We start from the raw sequence: 23,020 nt of genomic DNA, 5'->3' as shown, positions 1-23,020 counted from the left end.
TAAAATATGGCGAAAGTAAAATATTATTACGACTCAGAAAATCTGGCTTATACAAAAATAAAAACCAGAAAAAGAATCAAAATCGGTTATGCTTTACTGTTTTTAGTGGCTTCGGCATTGTTTGGATTTTTAGTTTTTGTACTTTTAATTAACACTCCTTATTTTGAAACACCAAAAGATCGTTTACAGGCACGTGAAATTGAAAATTTAAAGCTGCAATATTCAATTTTGAATAAAAAACTGGACGAAATCGACGCTGCCGCAGAGGCTTTAGAAGAACGTGACAATAATATTTACAGAGTATATTTTAATAAAGCCGAAATTCCGGATTCTATTAGAAAAGCAGGTTTTAGAAATCCTGAAAGATATAAAACATTAGAAGGTTATAACAATTCGCAGCTGGTTTTGAATACGACAAAAAGAGTCGATAAACTTTCAAAAGAATTGGCGATTCAGTCGAAATCATTAGATGAAATATTGAAATTAGCCGGTGCAAAAGAAAGTTTATTGTTAGCGATTCCGGCAATTCAGCCCGTGCGAAATGAAAATTTGAAACGTGTTGCATCTGGTTTTGGATACAGGATCGATCCTTTCACGAAAGTGCGAAAAATGCACAACGGAATGGATTTTACTGCCAACACAGGAGCGCCTGTTTATGCCACCGGAGACGGCGTTGTGGCAAGGGCTGACAACACAGCTTCGGGCTTTGGGAACCATGTTGTGATCAGGCATGGTTTTGGATATGAGAGTTTGTACGCGCATTTAAGCAAATACAACTGCAGACCCGGACAACATGTCAAACGCGGCGATGTAATTGGGTATGTAGGAAGCACAGGAAGATCTGAAGGCCCGCATTGTCATTATGAAGTACATAAAGATGGTAATGTTGTCAACCCGCTGAACTTCTATTATGGTAATATTTCGGCGGCAGAATACGTGGCAATTTCGAAAATGGCAAACCAGGAAAATCAGTCATTAGATTAATACTACAAAAAGTATTATTTTTGAAATAAATTAGAAACAAAAAAACATGCATATTGAGCTTTCAAAAGATAAAAGATATTACAGCATTGGCGAAGTTGCCAAAGCTTTTAATGTCAATGCATCCTTGATACGATTTTGGGACAGCAAATTTGATATTCTGAAACCAAAAAAGAACGCCAAAGGCAACAGAATGTTTACTCCAGAGGATGTAACCAATCTGCAATTGATTTATCATTTAGTTAAAGAAAGAGGTTTTACTCTTGAAGGTGCCAAAACACATTTAAAAGAAGGTCAGAAGAAAACATTAGATAAATTCGAAATAATACGTAAATTAGAGACCATTAAAACACAATTGAACGACATCAAAAACGAATTGTAATTAAAAATAGAAATAAACTTAAATCAAAACAAATATGAAAAAGTGGTTAATCCCTGTAGGAATTATTATCGTATTTATTGCCATTATCGCATTTTGGTCGATTGGAATTAAAAATAGTGCTTTGCAATACAGCCAAGCTGTAAATAAAGAATGGGGTAACGTACAAACGGCTTACCAAAGAAGAAATGACCTTATTGGGAATTTAGTAAATACAGTTAAAGGTGCTGCCGATTTTGAAAAATCAACTTTAACAGCAGTAATCGAGGCTCGTGCAAAAGCGACTTCTGTAACTGTTGATCCAAGTAATGTAACTCCAGAGCAATTAAAAGAATTTAATCAGGCTCAAAGTGGTGTTTCTTCTTCTTTATCAAGATTATTGGTTTCTGTTGAACAATATCCAACATTGAAAGCAAACGAGAATTTCTTGAAATTACAAGACGAATTAGCAAGTACAGAAAACCAAATTTTAACGGCTAGAACTCGTTTTAACGAAGCGGTACAAGGTTATAATGGTTACATCTTAAAAATTCCAAACAACTGGTTCCTGAGCGAATACAAAGAAAAACCATACTTCGAGGCTTCTACCGGAGCAGACAAACCAGTTGAAGTAAAATTCTAAGAATTTAATATTTTTAGAAAATAATCTAAAATCACAAATCTAAACTCTAAAATATTTCACATGTCAAAAGTAGAAGATTTTTTAACCAAAGCAGAAGAGCAGGAAATTGTTGAAGCTATTCGCATGGCCGAAAATAATACTTCTGGCGAAATTAGGGTTCATATAGAAAAAACAACTTCTAAAGCTCATTATGATAGAGCTTTAGAAGTTTTTCATGAATTGCGAATGCATGAAACCAGACTAAAAAATGGTGTATTACTCTATTTTGCAGTTGAGGATAAAAACTTCGTGATTTGCGGAGACAAAGGAATCGATGATTTGGTTGCTGATGATTTTTGGGATTGTACCAAAGACATTATGACTAATCATTTTAAATCTGGTAACTTTAAACAGGGAATTGTTGACGGTATTTTGAATGCCGGAGAACAGCTAAAAAAGCATTTTCCTTCATTAGCAGACGATACAAACGAATTATCTAACGAAATCTCAAAAGGATAAATAATGAAAAATTCCAATAATAAAATTTTAAATTCCAACAGAATTTTTCAGTTTACTCTTTTGTTAATCACGCTTTTTATCAGCAATAGCATTTTTGCTCAATTCGATATTCCTAAAAAACCGGATTTTCAAACTTCTGTTTACGATTACGCCAATGTTTTAAGTGCTGCTGAAAAAACGCAGTTAGAAGAAAAATTAGTTCGTTATTCTGATTCAACTTCCACTCAAATTGTAGTCATTACTATTGAAAGCTTAAAAGGTGAAGATATTGGAATTCTTACTCCAAAATGGGCTCAGGAATGGGGAATTGGACAAGCAAAAGAAGACAACGGTGTTTTAATTTTATTGGCTAAAGCCGAAAAAAGAATCTGGATTTCGCCTGGTTATGGATTAGAAGATCGTTTAACCGCAGGAATTGGAGGAGAAATTACCCGAAACATTATTATTCCTGAATTTAAAGCCGGAAGTTATTATCGCGGACTTGATAAAGGTGCCGATGCACTTTTTGATGTTTTTAAAGGCAAATACAAAGGCGAACGCAAGCAGTCTAAAGGAAAAGACTTTCCTATACTTCCATTTATCGTTATTGTTGTAATTGTTTTAATTTTACTTTCCCGCGGCAAAAGAGGAGGTGGAAATTCTGGCAGCAGTGGCGGCGGTCCAAGCCTGATGGATGTAATCCTTTTAAGCAGTCTTGGCAGAAGCAGCGGCGGTGGATTTGGAGGTTTTGGCGGTGGTTCATCTGGCGGAGGCGGCGGTTTCGGCGGTGGATTTGGCGGAGGCGGATTCTCCGGAGGAGGTTCTGGCGGAAGCTGGTAGAAAAAGAAAAACAGTTTGCAGTCGCAGTTTTCAGTTTCAAGTTTAAATTCATACATTTACATTTTACAATTAATTATATAGATGTTATCACATAAAGCAAAATACGCCCTTAAGGCCTTACTTTATTTAGCAGAACAAGACGAAAATCACATTTCTAGAACTATAGAAATAGCTGATGGCGCTAACATTCCTAAAAAGTTTTTAGAACAGATTCTTTTAGATCTAAAACGAGGACGTTTTGTGAGCAGTAAGCAGGGAAAATTTGGCGGATATTACCTGATAAAATCAAAAAATGACATCACTTTGGCAGAAATTCACCGATTATTTGACGGTGCAATTGCACTTTTGCCATGCGCTTCTTTAAATTTTTACGAGCCTTGCTCTGATTGTAAAACCGAGTCTGAATGCAGTCTGCGTCACGGTTTAATGCTTATTAGAGATAAAACTTTAAAGGCTATGGAAGGTATCACAATAGCTTCACTGGTAAATAAATAAAAAAATATTTTCTAATTCCTAGTAAATCGATAGAATTAATATTTATATTTACACAAAATAATTAACTAACCATTTACAAAATTTTTAACATGAAAGTACATTTTAGTCCATCGGGTGTATCAAAATTTTTGCAAAATAAACAAACAGAGCTTTCTGCTCCTGTAAATAGAAATTCATCTATGATATGTATGTGCTGTTGATTTAAAAAAATTTTATTTTAAATTCTACTAATCATATATACTTACTATAAAACATGAAAAATTCTACTAAAAATATACTTACAATTTTATTCTTTTTAACCTTCTCTATTTCATTTGCACAAAACATTGAAGGTGTTGTTACAACAAGCGAAAATATCCCTTTAGAAGCCGTAAACGTGGTAATTAAAGGAACTACAACAAGTGCCGTTACAGATAACAGCGGTAAATTTACAATCGATTCAAAAGGAAGATTGCCATTAACACTTTTAATTCAGTATGTAGGTTATACAACATCTGAAATTGAAGTTACTTCAATCCCTGTAAATCCAATTCAGGTTTTGCTTAAAGAAGAAAACGAACTTATTGAAGTTGTCGTTTCTTCAAGAAGAAGAATTGAAAAAGTTCAGGATGTGCCAATTGCCATTTCTGTTATTACAGGAAAACAAGCAGAACAAACGGGAGCTTTTAACGTAAACCGTATTAAGGAATTAGTTCCTTCAGTTCAGCTTTATTCTTCAAACCCAAGAAATACTGGAATCAACATTAGAAGTTTAGGTTCTCCATTCGGATTAACAAATGACGGTATCGATCCGGGAGTTGGATTTTATGTTGACGGTGTTTATTATGCTCGTCCGGCTGCGACAACTCTTGACTTTATCGACGTAGAACAAATTGAGGTTTTACGTGGGCCACAAGGTTCTTTATTCGGAAAAAATACAACTTCCGGAGCATTCAATATTACAACTCGCAAACCAAGTTTTACTTCAGGCGCTGACTTTGAAGTGAGCTACGGAAATTATTCTTTCCTGCAGGCAAAAGCTTCTGTTACGGGTGCTTTAGGAAGCAAAGTTGCAGGTAGATTATCTTTCTCAGGTACATCACGTGATGGTTTAGTTGATAATGTTGCAACCGGAAGATCTACCAATACATTAAACAATCAAGGTATTAGAGGTCAGTTACTTTGGACTCCAACTGTAAATACTAACGTTATATTTGCTGCTGATATTACAACGCAGCGTCCTGATGGATATGCACAGGTTGTTGCTGGTGTTGCTCCAACTCAAAGAGCTGCTTACCGTCAGTTTGATGCTATTATTAAAGATTTAAATTATCAGCTTCCAAGCCAAAATGCATTTGATCGTAGAATTGATCAGGATACACCGTGGCGTTCAAATCAGGATATGGGAGGTTTATCTTTAAATGTTGATACAAAAATTGGAGGCGGAACTCTTACTTCTACAACTGCATGGCGTTTTTGGAACTGGGATCCATCAAATGACAGGGATTTTACAGGATTACAAGTATTGGCTAAATCTCAAAACCCAACAAGACAAACTCAAATTACACAAGAGGTTCGTTACGCAGGGCAGTTAACATCAAAAATTAGCGGTGTTGCCGGAGTATTCTTCATCGATCAAACATCTCAAACTGATGGAACAGAAGAATCTGGAAACGCACAATGGAGATTCTCTCAAAGTACTACCAGTGCATTATGGAAAACTCCGGGCCTTTTTGAAGGATACGGAATTAAAACTGATGCAAGAATCAGAGCTTCAAGTGCTGCAGTATTTGGACAAATTGACTGGGCAATTACAGATTGGTTACACGTTTTACCAGGTTTAAGATATAACTTTGATAAAAAAGACGCGCACTACGCTCGTACAACATACGGAGGTTTACAAACTACTGATCCGGCATTGTTAGCCTTGAAAAAATTAGTTTATTCTGATCAGGCATTTGATTCAAGTACTGATAACACTGACTTTTCTGGAAACATAACGGTTACTTTTAAAGCAAATGACAGAATCAATGCTTACGGAACTTTTGCAAAAAGCTACAAACCGGTTGGTGTAAACGTTGCGGGACTTCCAACAGATTCTAAAGGTGCTCCTTTATTAGATCTTGCGGTTATTAGACCTGAAAAAGTATATCATTATGAAGTTGGGGTAAAAACTTCTCCTTTCAAAAATTCAATCTTCAATATTGCTGCCTTTAAAACAGACATTAAAGATTTTCAAACTAACGTTCAGGCTGCTGAACTGGGTGTAAACCGTGGTTATCTTGCTAATGCAGATAAAGTGCGTGTACAAGGTGTTGAATTAGATGCAAGTTTTGTAGTAAGTTCTCATTTAACTATAAATGGTGCTGCAACTTATACAGATGCGATTTATGAAAAATTTACTAATGCGCCGCTTCCGTTAGAAGAAACCGGAGCTCCGGTATCTTTCAAAGATGTTTCAGGAACTAATCTTCCGGGTGCTTCAAGATGGGCAGGATCTTTAGGCGGTGAACTTTCTGATAGTGCAAGATTCTTTGGAAACGCAGGAAAAGTTTTCCTTGCTATTGATTCTTACGCTCGTTCTGAATTTTCTTCAAGCCCTTCGGCTTCAAAATATTTAGTTGTTCCGGGTTATGCGATTTTTAATGCTCGTTTAGGTTTCCGTGCATCTCAAGGTTTATCTGTTCACTTTTGGGGACGTAACCTTTTAAATAAAGATTATTATGAGCAGTTATTGCCTGCAGGAGGTAACGCAGGACAATATGCTGGTGTATTAGGTGATCAAAGAACTTACGGAATCACATTGAAATACAACTTGTAAGAATAAATAAAAATTAAAACTAAAAACTAATTAACGGGATACGGTAAAACGTATCTCGTTTTTTTTTGGCAAAATGTTCTTCAAAGTATAAATTACCTTAAATTATTATTTTAAAAACTTACAAAGGCTTCCTTTTTAGCCTCAAACAATGAATTTAGTATTTCGTAGCAATGATTTTTCTTCTAGCTAAAAGATAATCAGCAATATAAAGAGAATACTAAATGCAGAATTACTATAATTTCACAGTTTCATCGAGTCAAATGTCATATAGTCCTTATTGGTATGTAAAATCAAATATCATTTTAAAATGTATATCAGGAATTTTAGTTTTGGCTTCCGGATTTGTTTTATCACACTTAAGTGATTTCAAAATCGGATTTATTATCTCTATTTTTATAAGTGCTGTTTTAATTTTTAATGGCATTTATAAATTCATGATTAAAAATAAAAAGACATTTATTTTTGATAAAACCGAAAACGCTTTGTACAAAATTACGCTGCGGGGTAAAAAGAAAATTGCTTCATTAAACAATGTCATAGATATCATTTCAAAGTCCGGAGCAATGAGTTATCATTATGTTCTTACTTCTAAGGACAGTACTAAAATTAAAAAGATCAAATTAACAGCCCGCATCAAAAACGAAAATAAATCCAATCCCGAAGTCCGTTTTTTAGAAATGGAAATCATACCGCAGCTGGAATCTTTTTTAAACTTAAATAGTAAAGTCATCGTTTTCGACTCCAAATATTGTTCTACGATTTAGATTTTAGATTTTAGATTTTAGATTTTAGATTTTAGATTTTAGATTTTAGATTTTAGATTTTAGATTTTAGATTTTAGATTTTAGATTTTAGATTTTAGATTTTAGATTTTAGATTTTAGATTTTAGATTTTAGATTTTAGATTTTAGATTTTAGATTTTAGATTTTAGATTTTAGATTTTAGATTTTACGAAAAAATCCTAAATCAAATAAATTTGATTTAGGATTTTTTCTATTCTATGTTCCTTTGAACCTTTGTCTATTTGAGCCTCTGAACCTCAAAAAAACCTACTCTCTCTGTCTTCTCTTTCCTCCTTTTTCAGATCCTGTAAAGTTTCCGATTTTATAAGCCAGGGAAAACATTACATAACGTCTTAAAACAGTATTTTCTTCATCGCGAATTGCGGTTGCAGAAATGGTTCGTGTAGCACTTAAATTTTGATTTAAAACATCATACACTTTTACTTTTGCATACAGTTTTTTATCAAAGAATCCGTAAGATAAACTAGTGTTCCATAGATAAAAATCTTTTTTGAAATCACCAGAAATATTCGAATTATAAGTATATCCAAAATCATTTCCGAAGATTAAATTCTCCGGCCAGTAGGTTGTCGTTTGCAAATTGATTCGGTGAACCACATTTGAGGTCGCATCTCTTGAATAATTTTCATATTTCGACTGATTGTATGATAAATTATAAGATGGCGCAATAGTCAATATTTCTCCATAATCGTATGACATATAAACTTTTGGAGTAATCGAAGTTGATTTTGCATTGTATAAAACAGCATTTGTAAATCCTTTGTCAAAAGAATAACCTGCGTTTAATCCTAAACCGTATCTTAAAGTATGCGCTCCGCTTTTTACGGACTGATTCCAGTTTGCTCCAATAGAGGCATTGTAAACGCCGGAAATATTTACATACGTTGTATTTCTTTTTCCACTTTCGTCATAAATAGAAGTCGACACGATATCATTATCATAATAATCTCCTTTTAAATATAAACTATAACCGGAACGTGAACGGAAATCGTAATTTTTGAAATTGAAGTTTACACTGCTTTTTTCAACCGGATGCAAATTAGGATTTCCCACAATTGTATTCAGCGGATTGTTAAGATTCACCACGGGCATTAACTGCGTTGCAGACGGCAGCGCGTTTGAATAATCATATTTAAGGGATAAATTTTTAGAACGCGTAAACTTGTATCTAAAAATGGCTGTCGCAAATGGCAATGCATATTTTTTATTTAAATCTGTCGCATTATTTAAATACAACGAATGATTATCAAAATTTACGATTGAAGTTCGGCTGTCAAGATTTAATGTAAACTTGTTTTTTTGCAGCGTAATTCCAACTTTTGGCGTAACTGAATTTTGTACAGAACTTGTATAATTACTCAAAGACAAATTCAAGTCACTATATTCTTGTGTATCAGGATTGAAATTAAAAGTCTTTTCATCATTTACGCTAGTATTCCAATCAAAATCAGATCCAAATCTCACTCTTAAAGAATCGGTTATGGGTTCTGTATACTCGATATCTGCAGAATAAGCATCACTGCTGTTTTTCTTTTTTGTAGTCTGATTTCTTTCATCATTTGGCTGATTGTCCTGATAGAAAATTGTTTCAGAAAGATTCAAACCATTAGAATCCGTACTTGTATTATTATTAGTAAATACAAAACTTAGATTTCGGGATTTCTTTTCAAAAGTTTTATTAAAATTGATTGTGTTACCAAAATTAAAGTTATCACTTTCAGAATATGACTTAGAATTGCTTTCGTTTAATGCATTTCCGTTTTCATCTTCAGAAGAACTTGATGAAGTCGAATTACTGTTTGTGCGCGATTGATTCAGCTTCGGTGCCACCACAATTCGCATACTTGGATTAATTTTATATTCTAATTCAAAATTGACATTATTCCCGGTACTTTCGTTTCTTGTTTTAGACTCGGCTTCTGTAATAATATTTCCGGTTGGCAAAAAACTAAGCTGGTTTGATTTGCTGTCGTTATTATTAATGGTATTCGAAAAATTATAGCTTCCCATTGCCAGCAGATTTTTCGTCCAGTCATCAGAATAATTAAGTCCCACTAAATTTGACTGTGTAATTCCCTTCCCACTTCCGCCAGAATTAGTACTTCCACCTCTTCCGCTGCTGTTTCTCCCGCCCGACATATTATCAAAAACATCATCCATAGAAAATCCGGTTGCGTTGATATTATTGGAAGAAGCCAGCAAGCTTATTTTTTGTTTATTATTAAAATAATTCAGGTTGACATTGGCTTCATAACGATCATCTGTACCGTAACCTCCCATTATTTTTCCAAAATATCCTTTGTTTTTCTTTTCATCAATAGTAATATTAATACTCGAAAAATCTGAAGTAGATTCTTGTTTTGCCAGCTCTTCTTTCTTGGTTTTAAAATCAGAAACCTGAATCTTTTTTATAATATCTGCCGGTAAATTTTTAATAGCAATGGCTCCATCTTTATCAAAAAAGGTCTTTCCGTTTACTAAAACCTGGTTAACCTCTCGCCCATTTACAGTAATTTTTCCATCATTATCGACATCAAATCCGGGCAATTGCTTTAGTAAAGTTTCGACATTAGAATCCGGACGGACTTTATATGACGCCGCATTAAATTCTAAAGTATCTTTTTTGATTGTTATGGGCGCTGCTTCTGTTTTAATAACAATATCATTTAAGGCGTTTACATTTTCAAGCATGTATATTTTACCGAAATCTTTGCTTTCTGTAAGTCCTTTATATTCTTCAAAATAGGTTTGATATCCCATATAACTTACCTTCAAAAATACAGGTTTGTCATATTTTTTAATATCCATTCTAAAAGCACCATTTTTATCTGTGGTGGCATATTCAATAACAGTAGAATCTTTAATTGTGGTAAAATAAACGGTTGCCATTTCCAGCGGCAATTGAGTATTGACATCTAAAATTGCCCCTCTAATAGTAATATCATTCTGCGAATGGGCTGTAAAGACAAAAAGGAAGAAAAACGAAAGAAATGAATAAATCTTAGTCATAAAAAATTTGGTTAGTTAGATGTTTAGACTGCAAAAAACCAAAAAGGTTTAATTGTAGTTTTTACATTTATTCAAATAGTATGCCATTTTAGCCTTCATTAAGATAACAAAAAATATTCACAACTTGTTATTTAAAAACATAATTTACTGATTTTCAAAAATTTAAACCCTTTAAAAAAGGGTAAAACTGCCCTTTTAAAAACAGTAATTAGCCTAACTCCTATTTCATCAAAATACAAAAACTTTGCAGCAACAACCAAAAGGAGAATTCAGAAAATCCTAAAATAGAGTATGACAGAAAAGTCGAAAACTGATAAGAGTAGGCAACTTAAAAACCAATTACCATGAGAAATATTTTTAAAGGTTCCTTAAGAGGATATGTATGTGAAGATTGTCTTGAAGCCGTATCTGAAGTAGAAATTTTAATTTATCATCCATACAGAAATGCTAATTCTACTGCCAATGCGGCCTCAAATGTAAAAGAAACATTTCGTTTTGTTTCAAAAGAGGAAGCGAAACAAAGATCAGAATTACTTGTGTATAAAGCAAAAACAGATGCAGAAGGTAATTTTCAAATTGAAATTAGTGAAAACCATCTTGATGCAAGCTTCGATATTGATTTTGTGTGCGGGACTGTGCCGCCAAAACATCCAAAACCAAAAAGAGATGAAATAGTACAGCTGCATATTACAACTTTCTCAATGCGTTTAGAGCTTGAAAAACAAGCAAAAGATGAAAAATACAGATGGGAATATGCTATTGCTTATAAATGGTGGTGCTATATTCGCGGACATTTTTTTGATGCGTGGGTTATCTGCGGACATTTAATGAACTGTCAGACTAATAAACCAATTGCTAATGCAAAAGTTACGGCAATGGATGCTGATTTTTTTACCGATGATAATTTAGGAACAGCAACAACAGATTCAAACGGGCATTTTAGAATTGATTATACTTCGGCCGATTTTAAAAAGACATTTTTATCGCCTTGGATTAACATAGAAACTGATCCAAGTTTTCTTTCTTTCCAGAGCGGGCCAGATGTTTATTTTAAAGCGGAATTAGGCGGTACAAAATTAATTAACGAAACCAAAGCAGACGCACGCAAAAATGTTGGTTTTTGTTTATGTGTAAATTTATGTTCTGATGTAAATGTTGTAGATCCAAATGATCCAAATTTCCCTAGTGCGTGGACAGGAATTGGAGCTGCTTTTAGTTCTTCATACGGATCAAGCTCTTATGATTTTGATGCTGATGGTTTTGCCGGATCTGGTAAAAACGTTTTATACTCTGTTATACGATTAACGGGACAAGCTGCGCTGAGATCAGGCTCAGGAAACCCAATCGAATATCGTTTTAGAGTAAGCGATACAACGGCACCAAATAATACGGTTAGTTTACCAGAGTCTAATTTTACCAAAATTGTTGGTGTAACTCCCGGATTATTTACTTCAAGCATAGTTTCTAAACTAACCCGTAAAGTTTTTTCTTTTATTCTTAACGATATTTTTGTTTGGAGTGACCAAAGTGATTTTGATGCCGAAGGCTGGTTTGATGTTAATCATGCTATTGAAAGAACTTTAATTGCCGTGGGATTAACTCCTGCCGATTTAGCGCTTTATAATATTATTGAAGAAGATACGCTGATTTCGCTAAATACTACAGCACTTACAACAGCTCCGAGTATTCCGGCAAACAGTATTAATGCTGGACAAAATATTCCTGCGGGAAGTAAAATTCCGCTAGAAAAATTTGCTATTAGATTTGAAATTAGAGAAGTGATCGACAAGCCTTCTAATAATTTTGGTGTTATTGGCGGAAACGGAAAAACATTGAATTCTGTCTTGATGAATAATAATCCTATTTATAGAAAATTATCTATAAAAGAATTAGATGAAAGCAGTCTTTGCAGCCCTATAAGTGGCACAATTCATGGACGATATACGGTTTATCATCCGTATTTGGCTGGCTGTAGTCTTCATTTAAACAACAATAGTCATACGGTTGAAAGAGATATTCTGGATGGCGTAATCAATGCGCTTCCGGCTGTTGATGAAAGAACCAACAATAGTTCGCAATTGAACAATCCTCCTGCAGATATGACGCGTTGTACGTATACATTAAAACTGTATTCATCAACTAGAAAACATAATGGTGATTATGGCGATTCTGATGGCGGAACACCATTGGAACAATTATTCTTTTATGATGTTTAAAATCATTTTGTAAATCAAAAAAGCAGTATTTCGAATTGAAATACTGCTTTTTTGATTTACAAAATGATTTTTGAAAATCTATTTCTCTCTGATATAAATATCGATTGGAACTCCTGAAAAATCCCAGTTATCACGAATTTTATTTTCCAGATATCTTTTGTATGGTTCCTTAACGTATTGCGGCATATTGGCAAAAAACACAAATTGAGGTGTTTGCGTTGGCAATTGCATGCAATATTTAATCTTTACATATTTTCCTTTTGTCGCCGGCGGCGGATAAGCTTCAATTACTTTCAACATATATTCGTTGAATTTTGAAGTTGCAATTCTTTGTTTTCTGCTTTCAAAAACCTGAACTGTAGCTTCTAAAGCTTTCAATAAACGTTGTTTTGTTAAAGCCGAAACGAATAAAATTGGCACATCAGTAAAAGGCATTAATTCTTTACGAATTTTCTCTTCGTAATCGCGGCTTGACATGGTATCTTTTTCAACTAAATCCCATTTGTTTACTAAGATTACAACACCTTTACGGTTTTTCTCTGCCAGCCAAAAAATACTTTGATCCTGTCCTTCAAAACCACGAGTTGCGTCGATTACTAATATACAAACGTCAGCATGCTCAATTGCTCTTACAGAACGCATTACAGAGTAAAACTCTAAATCTTCCTTAACTTTTGCTTTACGACGAATTCCCGCAGTATCAACCAAGTTAAATTCGAAACCAAAACGGTCAAATTTTGTATCAATTGCATCACGTGTTGTTCCTGCAATATCAGTTACAATATAACGATCCTGACCAATTAAGGCATTGATAAAACTAGATTTTCCAGCATTAGGACGTCCTACAACTGCAAAACGGGGTAATTCTTCTGTAACCTCAACAGGTTCTTTTTCTGGAAAAGCATCAATTAAAGCATCTAATAAATCTCCTGTTCCGCTTCCTGAAATACTTGCGAAAGTAAAATAATCTCCTAAACCAAGATTATAAAACTCAATCGCATCTTTTTCACGCATTGCGTTATCTACTTTGTTTACAGCCAATAAAACTGGTTTTGTTACTTTACGAAGCAACTTTGCAACTGTTTCATCCATTGGTGTAATACCTTCTTCTACATCAACAACAAAAATAATAACATCGGCTTCGTCGATAGCAAGTTCTACTTGTTTACGGATTTCACCTTCAAATACGTCATCAGATCCGCGAACGTATCCACCCGTATCAATTACAGAAAACTCTTTTCCGTTCCACTCGCTTTTACCATAGTTTCTATCACGGGTAACCCCAGATACTGAATCTACAATAGCTTCTCTTCTTTGTATCAGCCTATTAAAAAGGGTTGATTTCCCTACATTAGGTCTTCCTACTATCGCAACAATGTTATTCATTTTTTTGAATTTTAGACTTTAGATTTTAGATTTCAGACTTTTAGCTTCCTAAAAACCCAATCACTAATAACCCTAAATGCCTTATTTAAATTTTTTGCAAAGGTAGTTAAAAAAGTGACTAAGTCGCTAAGTTTCTAAGTACCTAAGTTTTTATATTCTTTTTGGGAGCTATTTCCTGCTATCCGTTCCAATCTTTTGTTCCGCTAAAGAAGCGTCACAAAAGGATTTCCACTTCTATCAGGGCTAGGGTTTCAGTTTTCAGTATCCGTTTTCAGTTTACAATAAAATTTTCATTTTCAAAACTGAGACTGAATACTGCGACTGTAAACTCTTTTATTGATTATAACCAAATCGTTTCAGCATATTAGCATTACTTCTCCAGTCTTTGTTCACTTTTACGTAAAGTTCAATGTGAATTTGTTTTCCGAAGAATTTCTCTAAATCAACGCGAGCATCCATTCCAACTTTCTTTAGTGCTGCACCTTTATGACCAATGATGATTCCTTTTTGTGTATCGCGTTCGACCATAATTACAGAACGAATTCTAATAATTTTCTCGTCTTCATGAAATTCTTCTGTTACAATTTCTACGGCATACGGAATTTCTTTACTATAATTCAATAAGATTTTTTCACGAATGGTTTCGTTTACAAAGAAACGTTCCGGTTTGTCTGTTAATTGATCTTTTGGATAATAAGGTGGAGATTCTGGAAGCAATTCGATAATTCGTCCAAAAACTTCCGGAACATTAAAATTCTGTAAAGCCGAGATTGGGAAAATTTCTGCGTTTGGCAGTTTCTCTTTCCAAAAACCAACCTGTTCTTCTAATTGTTCCTGATTTGAGTTGTCGATTTTATTCAGTAATAGTAAAACCGGGATTTTAGCATAAAAGATTTTATTAAAGAAATCTTCATCTTTTAAGTTCTGCTCCCCTATTTCAACCATGTAAATTAAAACATCAGCATCTTCAAAAGCCGACTTTACGAAGTTCATCATCGACTCCTGCATTTCATAAGCCGGTTTTATAATTCCGGGAGTATCTGAAAGTACCATTTGAAAATCTTCGCCATTTACGATTCCTAGAATTCTATGACGTGTTGTTTGTGCTTTTGATGTTATGATGGATAATCTTTCTCCAACAAAGGCATTCATTAGTGTCGATTTTCCAACATTTGGATTCCCGATTATGTTTACAAAACCTGCTTTATGTGACATTTGCGTATTATTTATTTTGCAAAGGTAGTCATATCAAGTTAATACAGAAAATAAAACATTTTTTAAAATTTTCGTTGGAATTCTCAAAAATCGGCGTATCTTTGCACCCGAAACATCGCGGGATAGAGCAGTAGGCAGCTCGTCGGGCTCATAACCCGAAGGTCACAGGTTCGAGTCCTGTTCCCGCTACTAAAAGAAAAGCTTCGGAGAAATCTGAAGCTTTTTTTGTTTTTACCCTTTTCCTGATTCTCTTTATGGGCACAGATTGAAAATCTGCGCTATCGTTGTCTACACATCGGAGTGATCGAATTTTATTTCGTCCGTTTTGCTTCTATCTTTTTTCCATTCTGTAATAAAAATAAATTTGAAATTTCTCCTTTTTCGTTCTTTTCAAACTGAATTTGTGCATCTACTACTTTGTAGAAAAATAACATTTCACTTTCTACAAATATTCGGAACGCATCTTGTCCTGTCAATTGTGAAAATAGTTGGTCTTTATCTAATGAAATTTTGATTTCAAAATCTTTTTCAACTTCATAAGTCCCAACAAACTTTTGAAGTTCTTCAGGTGTAATACTAATTTCCTTTCTGATTTTTTGCACAGGCAATGGTTTATTATATAGAATATTTCTAATTGCTTTAGAAGGAATTGAAACGTTGCTGTGATTTTGAAGTATTATAATTGTTTTATCATTTGTAATATGTCTATCGATAAAAGTTACATAACCTGGCCAACCCCCATCATGGTTTGCAATTTTTCCAAAATCAGCATTTTCTTCAATTCCCCAACCAAAACCATAATTCCTTTTAGCTCCGTCTTTCAAAGTTGCTAATTCAAAAACTGTTTTCATTCCCTCTTTTGTGAGTAATTTATTGTCATATAATGCTCTATCCCAAATCAATAAATCCTTTACAGTTGAATTAACTGTTCCGTCTCCAACAATACCATCAAGCCAAATAACCATTTTAGTTTCTTCCAATTCGTCTGGTAAAACATATTTTTTCAAACTATCTGAGTAAACATAACCAAAAGCATAATTGTCAATTTTCTTTGGCGATAATCTACGATTGTAAACAAAGGTATTTTTCATTTTCAACGGTTGGAAAATAGCTGTTTCTAAATAGTCAGCGTATGTCATACCCGATGCTTTCTCAATTATTGATGCCAATAGAACATAACCCGTGTTGCTATATTCCCATTTAGTATTTGGCTCAAATAATATTTTTGGTTGATGTTTACTAAATATATTAATTACGTCTTTGTTAGTGGCAATTTTAGATTTGTCAAATAAACTATCCATAAGCTGCATATAGTCTGGCAGACCTCCAGTATGATTCAATAAGTTTCTTATAGTTACACCTTTATAAAAAGAAAGTTCGGGTAAATATTTGTTGATGTCATCGTCCAAATTCAACTTCCCTTCTTTTTTAAGTATCATTATCCCCATAGCTGTGAACTGCTTTGAACAAGATGCCAATTCAAAAATCGAATTTTCGTTCAATTTTTCTTTTGTTGTTTCGTTCGCAAGTCCAAAACTATGTTTATAAATAACTTTCCCTTTTTCTGCAATTAGAAAATTTCCATTGATTTTCTCTTTTGAATAAAGAGAATTGAGTAAACTGTCAATTTTTTGAATTCTGTCTTGTCCAAATGTAAGATGTGCAATTAAAAGAAGTCCGATTGTAATTGTTAATTTCATTTTTTATTTCTGGTTAATTAATGTAGATGAGATGTCTCGCAAAATTGCCATCAACTTATTTATATTTGTGACAAAACCATACAAAGTCATTCAAATTTGGTTAGATATCTGTGATAAATTTCACACATGATTTATTTTCAAATATATAATTTTTACACTACAAACTGTTAAAACGGCTTTAAATTTGATTGATGCTTTTTGGCACTTATATGAGTGGCTATGCAAACAAAAAGTAGAGAAAAATTAAGATGCACATGCTAAAACATTTTAATAATTTAAGATAATCTAGTTAGATATTTGAATGCTTCCGCTGCTAAGACCAAAAGCTTCAGGGAAATCTGGAAGTTTTATAAACTTGATAAGTGAAAAATAAAAAACCACATTTTCAAACGAATGAAAATGTGGTTTTTAACTTATATATGCTTTCTAATTTACTTAACTATTATTTTTCTAACAATAGTAGATCCTTCACTTTCTAAATACACATAATAAATTCCTTTTGGGAATCCTGATAAATTGATGCTATTAGTGTTTGAACCATTAGTAAATTTCGTAGTTGTCACCAACTTTCCTAATACATCGTACACGCTTGCTTTTTCTAACACAATGTTATCAATGTGTAATTCTCCTTTGGTAGGATTAGGGTAAACGGCGAGTTTTTCAAAAACCAGATCTTCGATCCCTAAAGTACAAGCTGTTTTCGAATAAATTGCTGTTGCATCTTTAGCTGTTGACCAATTGGCATTAGCATAAGCAACATCATCTACCTGAATACAGGATTGTGAAGCATTCGTTTTGAAATTAACGTTGACCAGTTTGCTATTGTTTCCATTATTTAAATTCAAAGAAGTCAATTTATTATTTGAACAATTTACATCTGTAAGCAGCGTATTCTTAGAAAGGTCTAAACTTACTATTAAATTGTTAGAACAACTCAATTTAGTCAACAATACATTTTTAGAAACATCTAAGACCGTTAGTTGATTAGCAGCGCTGGTTTTGGCATTGATTTTTTTACTAGTTGTTACGATACCATCACAATACAATTCTGTAAGCTGGGTGTTTTTAGAAACATCTAAAGTCGATAGTAGATTTTTTGAACAATCTAAATATTTCAGTGCCAAGTTAGAAGACACATTTATTGAAGTCAATAAATTTCCTTGACATTTTAAGGTTTCTAGTTTTGAAAAATATTCGATTCCTGACAAACTGGTAATATCAGAATTGGATACATCTAAACTAGTTATATTTGTTATACTCGCCAGCAAAACAGAACCGTTTTTGCCATCTGTATCAACTCCTAAAGCGATTAATTGGTCTTCAAACGCACTACTAACTGCAACAGCACCAGAACAATTATCAGAATAACTTGCCGTAGCATCTTTCTTTGCAGCCCAATTGGCATTAGAATAAGCAACATTATCTACCTGAATACAACTTAAATTAGGATTGTTTGTAAAGTTATTACCGCTCATTTTAACATTATTTCCGTTCTTTAAATTTAAACTTGTCAATAAGTTATAACTACAATTTAAGTATGTCAAAGCTTTATTATTGGAAACATTTAAATTAATTAATTGATTTTGAGCACAACTTAAAATATCTAAAGCAGTATTGTTGGAAACATCTAAATTCGCTAATTGGTTTGTATCACATCTCAAATCTAGTAAAGTAAGATTCTTAGAAACATCCAAATTAGTTAATGAATTTGAATAACAATAAAAAGCTGATAAAACTGTATTCTTAGAAACATCCAAATTAGATAATAAATTTGAACTACAATCCAAATATCTTAAATCAGTATTTTTAGAAACATCCAAATTTGTTAGTTGACTATTATAAAAAGATATAGCTCGTAAAGCTGTATTGTTAGAAACATCTAAAGCTGTTAATTGATTTTTTCCACAAAATAAAGATTCTAGAGCAACATTCTTAGAAACATCTAAAGCCGTTAATTGATTTTCGGAACAATATAATTCTTCCAGTACATTATTTTTAGAAACATCTAAACTCGTTAATTGATTCTCAAAACATTTTAAAATCTTTAAAGCCGCAAAGTCTTGAATTCCGGTTAAATCAGTAATTTTACTATATGTGACATCCAAAGAAGTCAATGACGAAATACTCGCTGTTGACACTTTTCCGTTTGTACCATCGGTATCAATACCAAGAGCGATTAGTTTCTTTTCAAAATTCGCATCAGGAATAAGCGTGTATTGAACAACAGCTGAGCAATCTGTACTAAATCCTGCAACAGGATCTTTTGAACTAGCCCAGTTAGCAGCAGAATAAGCAACATTATCTACCTGAATACAAGTTAAATCAGGGTTGTTTTTAAAGTTTCTGATGCTTAAATAAGTATTAGTTCCAGTCTTTAAATTTAAACTGGTTAATTGATTTGAACTACAGTTTAAAGAATTTACAAGCTTATTCTTAGAAAGATCTAATGCCGTTAACTGATTACCGCTGCAATTCAATGTATTTAACTCCGTAAAATCCTGAATACCAGTTAAATTAATAATAGAACTATTAGAAATATCCAAAGAAGTTAATCTGTTTATTTTATAAGTTGGCACTTGTCCATCAACCGTTCCGGTATCAATTCCTAAAGAGATTAACTTTTTTTCAAAATTCACATCAGGAATAAGGGTGGAAGCTAGGCAGTCTTTACTATAACTTGCCGTAGCGTCTTTATATGACTTCCAACTGTTACTAGAATAATAATCATTATCTACCTGAATACAACTTAAATTAGGGTTGTTTGTAAAATTGTAGGAACTAACATTAGTATTGTTTCCATTTTTCAAATTTAAACTCGTTAATTGATTTGAACTACAGTCTATATATCTTAAAACAGTATTCTTAGAAGTATCTAAAGCCGTTAATTGATTCTCATTACAATATAAATATATTAGAGCAGTATTCTTAGAAACATCTAAAGCTGTTAATTGATTAGAATAACAATATAATTTTGTTAAAGCAATACTCTTCGAAATATCGAAACTTGTTAATTTATTAGAATAACAATGTAATTCTTTCAAAGCAGCATTTTGAGAAACATTTAAGCTTGTTAATTGATTTGAATAACAATTTAAATTTGTTAAAGCAGTACTCTTAGAAACATCTAAAGCCGTTAATTGGTTCTCATAACAATATAAATATATTAGAGCAGTATTATTTGAAACATCTAAAGTTGTTAATTTATTAGAATAACAATATAAATAGGTTAGAGCAACATTCTTAGAAACATCTAAAGTTGTTAATTTATTAGAATTGCAACTTAAATTTGTTAAAGCAATATTCTTAGAAAAATCTAAAGCCGTTAATTGATTATTGCTGCAATCTAATTGCTGTAAAGCCGCAAAATCTTGAATTCCTGTTAAATTAGTAATAGAACTACCGGAAATATTTAAAGTCGTTACTCCGGAAATCTTAGATGTTGGAACTTTTCCGTCAGGAGTTCCAAAATCATAACCAAGTTGAATTAACTTTTTTTCGAAATTAACATCAGGAGTAAGAGTGTATTGAACAACAATTGAGCAATCTAAACTATAACTTGCCTGAGGATCTTTGGCTGAAGCCCAATTTGCATTAGCATAAGCCACATTATCTACCTGAATGCAACTTAAATTATTAGCATTAAAGGAACTATTTGTCGATAATTTAGAATTATTTCCATTTTTCAAATTCAGTCCCGTTAATTCATTGTCAGAACAATCTAAGTATGTTAAAGCCGGATTCTTAGAAACATCTAAAGCCTTTAATTGATTCTCATAACAATGTAAAATTGTTAAAGCCGGATTCTTAGAAACATCTAAAGTTGTTAATAGATTATGATAACAACGTAACTCTGTTAAAGCAGTATTCTTAGAAACGTCTATAGTCGTTAAGTAATTGTCTCCAAAACTCAAGTATGTTAAAGCGGTATTCTTAGAAACATCTAAAGACGTTAATTGATTTGTATCACAAAGCAAAGATTTCAAAGCAGTAAAATCCTGAATTCCGGTTAAATCGGTAATGAGACTTACTCCCCTAACATTCAAAGTAGTCCGGGTGTTTATATTTGAAGTCAAAACTTTACCATCCGGTACGCCGGAATCAATTCCCTGACGGATTAGCTCTGCTTCAAAATACAAATCGGGGATCAAGGTGTATTGGGCAAAGGAAGATACGCTAGCCAAAAATAGTATAAAGAGTAGCTTTAGTTTCATAGGCAAAATTTTTGTTAAATTAATGCATCAAATGTATAGAATATTAACTAATATCTTACGTAAACTGTTAAAGAAATAAAAAGAGAGGAAACAAATTCCTCTCTTCTTAAAAAAATATAAATATTGAAGATAGTATATCATTATACAATCAACAAAGTAAGAGCATTAGTTTAAGTTTTTTGTTTGAATATTTAACTGCCTTTGTATGGGGTAGCTTAAGCTCTTAAATTTTCCATGTCTTACAATCAATATTTTATTGCAAATTAATTATTAATCTGCGAAGCAGCATCCTCCACCCTCTAGAGGATAATTTGGAGGACATGGTCCAGTTTTTAAAATGGCCAGTCCGCTTGCAATCCCTTTAACGCAAATTTCTGTTATTCCGCCATTTACCGCTTTTAGCTCATCTTTAGATAATTCTTGAGCTCCGTTTAATTTTAAAATTTTTTTTAACATAATCTAAGGTTTTAAAAATTTAGTTAATACCCCAATCATTTAAAGACACTTGGGATTTTTGTCTATCCTCGCGCAAGAATTTTTTCTATATTTTATAAATTGAATTAAATCTCTTCTCAAATGCTTCTTCTTCTGAAAAATCATTTAGAAAATATTTTAATTCAGTTATGGTTATTTCTTAGGGGAAACTTACATTGTACGAATATATCTTATCTAAATATTGATTTTTTACGGACTTACCTCATTTTGCAGCTTTTGTTCAATTATTTAAATCAAAATACCTTCTAAGAATACATTCTTTTCAAATGAATAAAATATTACAGATTTGGTTATAATATCTGACAAAAGAAATATTTACGGGATATTTTTTTATCTTTGAAACTCAGGATTTTTAATCTGAAACGGCTTTGTCTTTGAGCCTTTAGAAAAATTGACACTCATTATGGAACAGAAAATACATCAGGGAAGAAACGTAAAACGTTTCAGAGAAATGCTTAACATAAAACAGGAAGGATTGGCTTATGATTTGGGCGAAGAATGGAACCAAAAGAAAATTTCTTTACTGGAGCAGAAAGATGTAATTGAAGAAAATCTGCTGAAACAAATCTCGGCAGTTTTAAAAATTCCTGTTGAAGCTTTTCAGAATTTTGATGAAGAACAGGCGATTAATATTATTTCAAATACATTTTCAGATTTTAAAGATGGAGCTTCCGCAATTAATTTACATCCAGTATTTAACCCTATCCAAGAGGTTTTAAAACTTCACGAAGAAAAAATTGCGTTATACGAACGTATGCTTAAAGAAAAAGATGAAATGATGACAAAGCTTGAAAAACTAATTAATAAGTAATCATTTTATAAAGATATTAATTCAAGTAAAATTTGAGTTTAGTATCACACATAGAATAAATAAAAAAAGCTTCAGATTCCTCTGAAGCTTTTTTGTTTTAAGAACGTGGTTTTGACAAATTTCTGTCATACATAATAATAGTTCCTGCCACGGCCACGTTTAGACTTTTTTCTGATTTAAATTTTACCAAATGATGACATTTATCCATTGCTTTTTTAGACAATCCATGATCTTCTGCTCCTAATAAATAGACACATCTTCTTGGATGTTCAAAAGTTTCTAAATCAGAAGATTTTTCTGCTAATTCTACACCAACCAATCTGGCTCCTTTAGGTAAATTTTCAAAGAAAGCCTCAAAAGTTTCATAATGAAAATAAGGAATTGCTTTTACTGCATCATGAGTATCACATGCTTGTTTTGCATATCGATTACCAATGGTAAATATAAAAGTAGCACCCATATTTTGAGCCGATCGCCATAAAACTCCCAAATTTTCAGGTGTTTTCCCATTTTGAATTCCTATGCCAAAGTATTCATTTATAAAGTTATCATTCATAATGGCAAAAGTACAAACTTTAA

Annotated in this window: 17 protein-coding genes and 1 tRNA gene; 11 read left to right on the top strand and 7 right to left on the bottom strand. The window is 32.7% G+C overall.

Annotated features, from left to right (window positions below):
* Positions 1 to 6: 6 nt before the first annotated feature.
* The 8 genes from NLJ00_RS10285 to NLJ00_RS10250 all read left to right on the top strand — a co-directional run bounded on the left by NLJ00_RS10285 (position 7) and on the right by NLJ00_RS10250 (position 7,358).
* The gene (locus NLJ00_RS10285; protein ID WP_256637110.1) at positions 7 to 984 is read left to right on the top strand and encodes a peptidoglycan DD-metalloendopeptidase family protein; all 978 of its coding nucleotides are present in this window, start codon (positions 7 to 9) and stop codon (positions 982 to 984) included.
* A gap of 46 nt (positions 985 to 1,030) precedes the next feature.
* Positions 1,031 to 1,363, top strand: a complete 333-nt coding sequence (locus NLJ00_RS10280; RefSeq protein ID WP_256637109.1) for a MerR family transcriptional regulator — start codon at positions 1,031 to 1,033, stop codon at positions 1,361 to 1,363.
* Between the two features lie 34 nt (positions 1,364 to 1,397).
* Positions 1,398 to 1,982, top strand: coding sequence for a LemA family protein (locus NLJ00_RS10275; RefSeq protein WP_256637108.1), 585 nt, complete (start codon positions 1,398 to 1,400; stop codon positions 1,980 to 1,982).
* 60 nt (positions 1,983 to 2,042) lie between these two features.
* On the top strand, positions 2,043 to 2,480 hold the full coding sequence (locus NLJ00_RS10270; protein WP_053470539.1) for a TPM domain-containing protein: 438 nt from the start codon (positions 2,043 to 2,045) through the stop codon (positions 2,478 to 2,480).
* Between the two features lie 3 nt (positions 2,481 to 2,483).
* A complete protein-coding gene (locus NLJ00_RS10265) occupies positions 2,484 to 3,299 on the top strand; it encodes a TPM domain-containing protein (protein ID WP_053470540.1) in 816 nt (271 codons plus the stop codon).
* Positions 3,300 to 3,380: 81 nt separating this feature from the next.
* A complete protein-coding gene (locus tag NLJ00_RS10260) occupies positions 3,381 to 3,794 on the top strand; it encodes an RrF2 family transcriptional regulator (protein WP_053470541.1) in 414 nt (137 codons plus the stop codon).
* A gap of 253 nt (positions 3,795 to 4,047) precedes the next feature.
* On the top strand, positions 4,048 to 6,594 hold the full coding sequence (locus NLJ00_RS10255; protein WP_053470542.1) for a TonB-dependent receptor: 2,547 nt from the start codon (positions 4,048 to 4,050) through the stop codon (positions 6,592 to 6,594).
* A gap of 221 nt (positions 6,595 to 6,815) precedes the next feature.
* Entirely contained in the window at positions 6,816 to 7,358 is a 543-nt protein-coding gene (locus NLJ00_RS10250) for a hypothetical protein (protein ID WP_256637107.1), read from the top strand.
* A gap of 286 nt (positions 7,359 to 7,644) precedes the next feature.
* Here NLJ00_RS10250 and NLJ00_RS10245 read toward each other — a convergent pair whose 3' ends face one another.
* Positions 7,645 to 10,407 (bottom strand): outer membrane beta-barrel protein, encoded by a 2,763-nt coding sequence (locus NLJ00_RS10245; protein ID WP_256637106.1) that lies wholly within the window; start codon positions 10,405 to 10,407, stop codon positions 7,645 to 7,647.
* Positions 10,408 to 10,751: 344 nt separating this feature from the next.
* On the opposite strand from NLJ00_RS10245, the gene NLJ00_RS10240 reads away from it, so the two are divergent.
* Entirely contained in the window at positions 10,752 to 12,623 is a 1,872-nt protein-coding gene (locus NLJ00_RS10240) for a transthyretin-like family protein (RefSeq protein ID WP_256637105.1), read from the top strand.
* 78 nt (positions 12,624 to 12,701) lie between these two features.
* Here the strand turns inward: NLJ00_RS10240 and der are convergent, their stop codons facing one another.
* Together der and era are read right to left on the bottom strand one after the other, a co-directional pair.
* Positions 12,702 to 14,009, bottom strand: a complete 1,308-nt coding sequence (gene der / locus NLJ00_RS10235; RefSeq protein WP_053470548.1) for a ribosome biogenesis GTPase Der — start codon at positions 14,007 to 14,009, stop codon at positions 12,702 to 12,704.
* Between the two features lie 333 nt (positions 14,010 to 14,342).
* The gene (era, locus tag NLJ00_RS10230) at positions 14,343 to 15,224 is read right to left on the bottom strand and encodes a GTPase Era (RefSeq protein WP_256637104.1); all 882 of its coding nucleotides are present in this window, start codon (positions 15,222 to 15,224) and stop codon (positions 14,343 to 14,345) included.
* A gap of 116 nt (positions 15,225 to 15,340) precedes the next feature.
* Between era and NLJ00_RS10225 the strand changes: the two genes are divergently transcribed.
* Positions 15,341 to 15,413: transfer RNA gene (locus tag NLJ00_RS10225), tRNA-Met, on the top strand.
* A 122-nt stretch (positions 15,414 to 15,535) separates the two neighbouring features.
* Here NLJ00_RS10225 and NLJ00_RS10220 read toward each other — a convergent pair.
* The 3 genes from NLJ00_RS10220 to NLJ00_RS10210 form a co-directional block, all read right to left on the bottom strand.
* Entirely contained in the window at positions 15,536 to 16,924 is a 1,389-nt protein-coding gene (locus NLJ00_RS10220) for a serine hydrolase (RefSeq protein ID WP_256637103.1), read from the bottom strand.
* Between the two features lie 431 nt (positions 16,925 to 17,355).
* Positions 17,356 to 21,135, bottom strand: coding sequence for a T9SS type A sorting domain-containing protein (locus tag NLJ00_RS10215; RefSeq protein ID WP_256637102.1), 3,780 nt, complete (start codon positions 21,133 to 21,135; stop codon positions 17,356 to 17,358).
* A 270-nt stretch (positions 21,136 to 21,405) separates the two neighbouring features.
* On the bottom strand, positions 21,406 to 21,591 hold the full coding sequence (locus tag NLJ00_RS10210) for a class IIb bacteriocin, lactobin A/cerein 7B family (RefSeq protein WP_053470560.1): 186 nt from the start codon (positions 21,589 to 21,591) through the stop codon (positions 21,406 to 21,408).
* A 442-nt stretch (positions 21,592 to 22,033) separates the two neighbouring features.
* Here NLJ00_RS10210 and NLJ00_RS10205 point away from each other — a divergent pair, with 442 nt between their 5' ends.
* On the top strand, positions 22,034 to 22,441 hold the full coding sequence (locus NLJ00_RS10205) for an XRE family transcriptional regulator (protein ID WP_256637101.1): 408 nt from the start codon (positions 22,034 to 22,036) through the stop codon (positions 22,439 to 22,441).
* Between the two features lie 97 nt (positions 22,442 to 22,538).
* On the opposite strand, the gene NLJ00_RS10200 is transcribed toward NLJ00_RS10205, so the two are convergent.
* Positions 22,539 to 22,997, bottom strand: coding sequence for an RNA methyltransferase (locus tag NLJ00_RS10200; RefSeq protein WP_053470562.1), 459 nt, complete (start codon positions 22,995 to 22,997; stop codon positions 22,539 to 22,541).
* Positions 22,998 to 23,020: the final 23 nt, after the last annotated feature.

This window comes from Flavobacterium panici (genome assembly GCF_024499525.1).
Classification (GTDB): domain Bacteria; phylum Bacteroidota; class Bacteroidia; order Flavobacteriales; family Flavobacteriaceae; genus Flavobacterium; species Flavobacterium panici.
The sequence above is the reverse complement of the archived record's forward strand: the minus strand, read 5'-3'. Positions and strand labels throughout refer to the sequence as shown.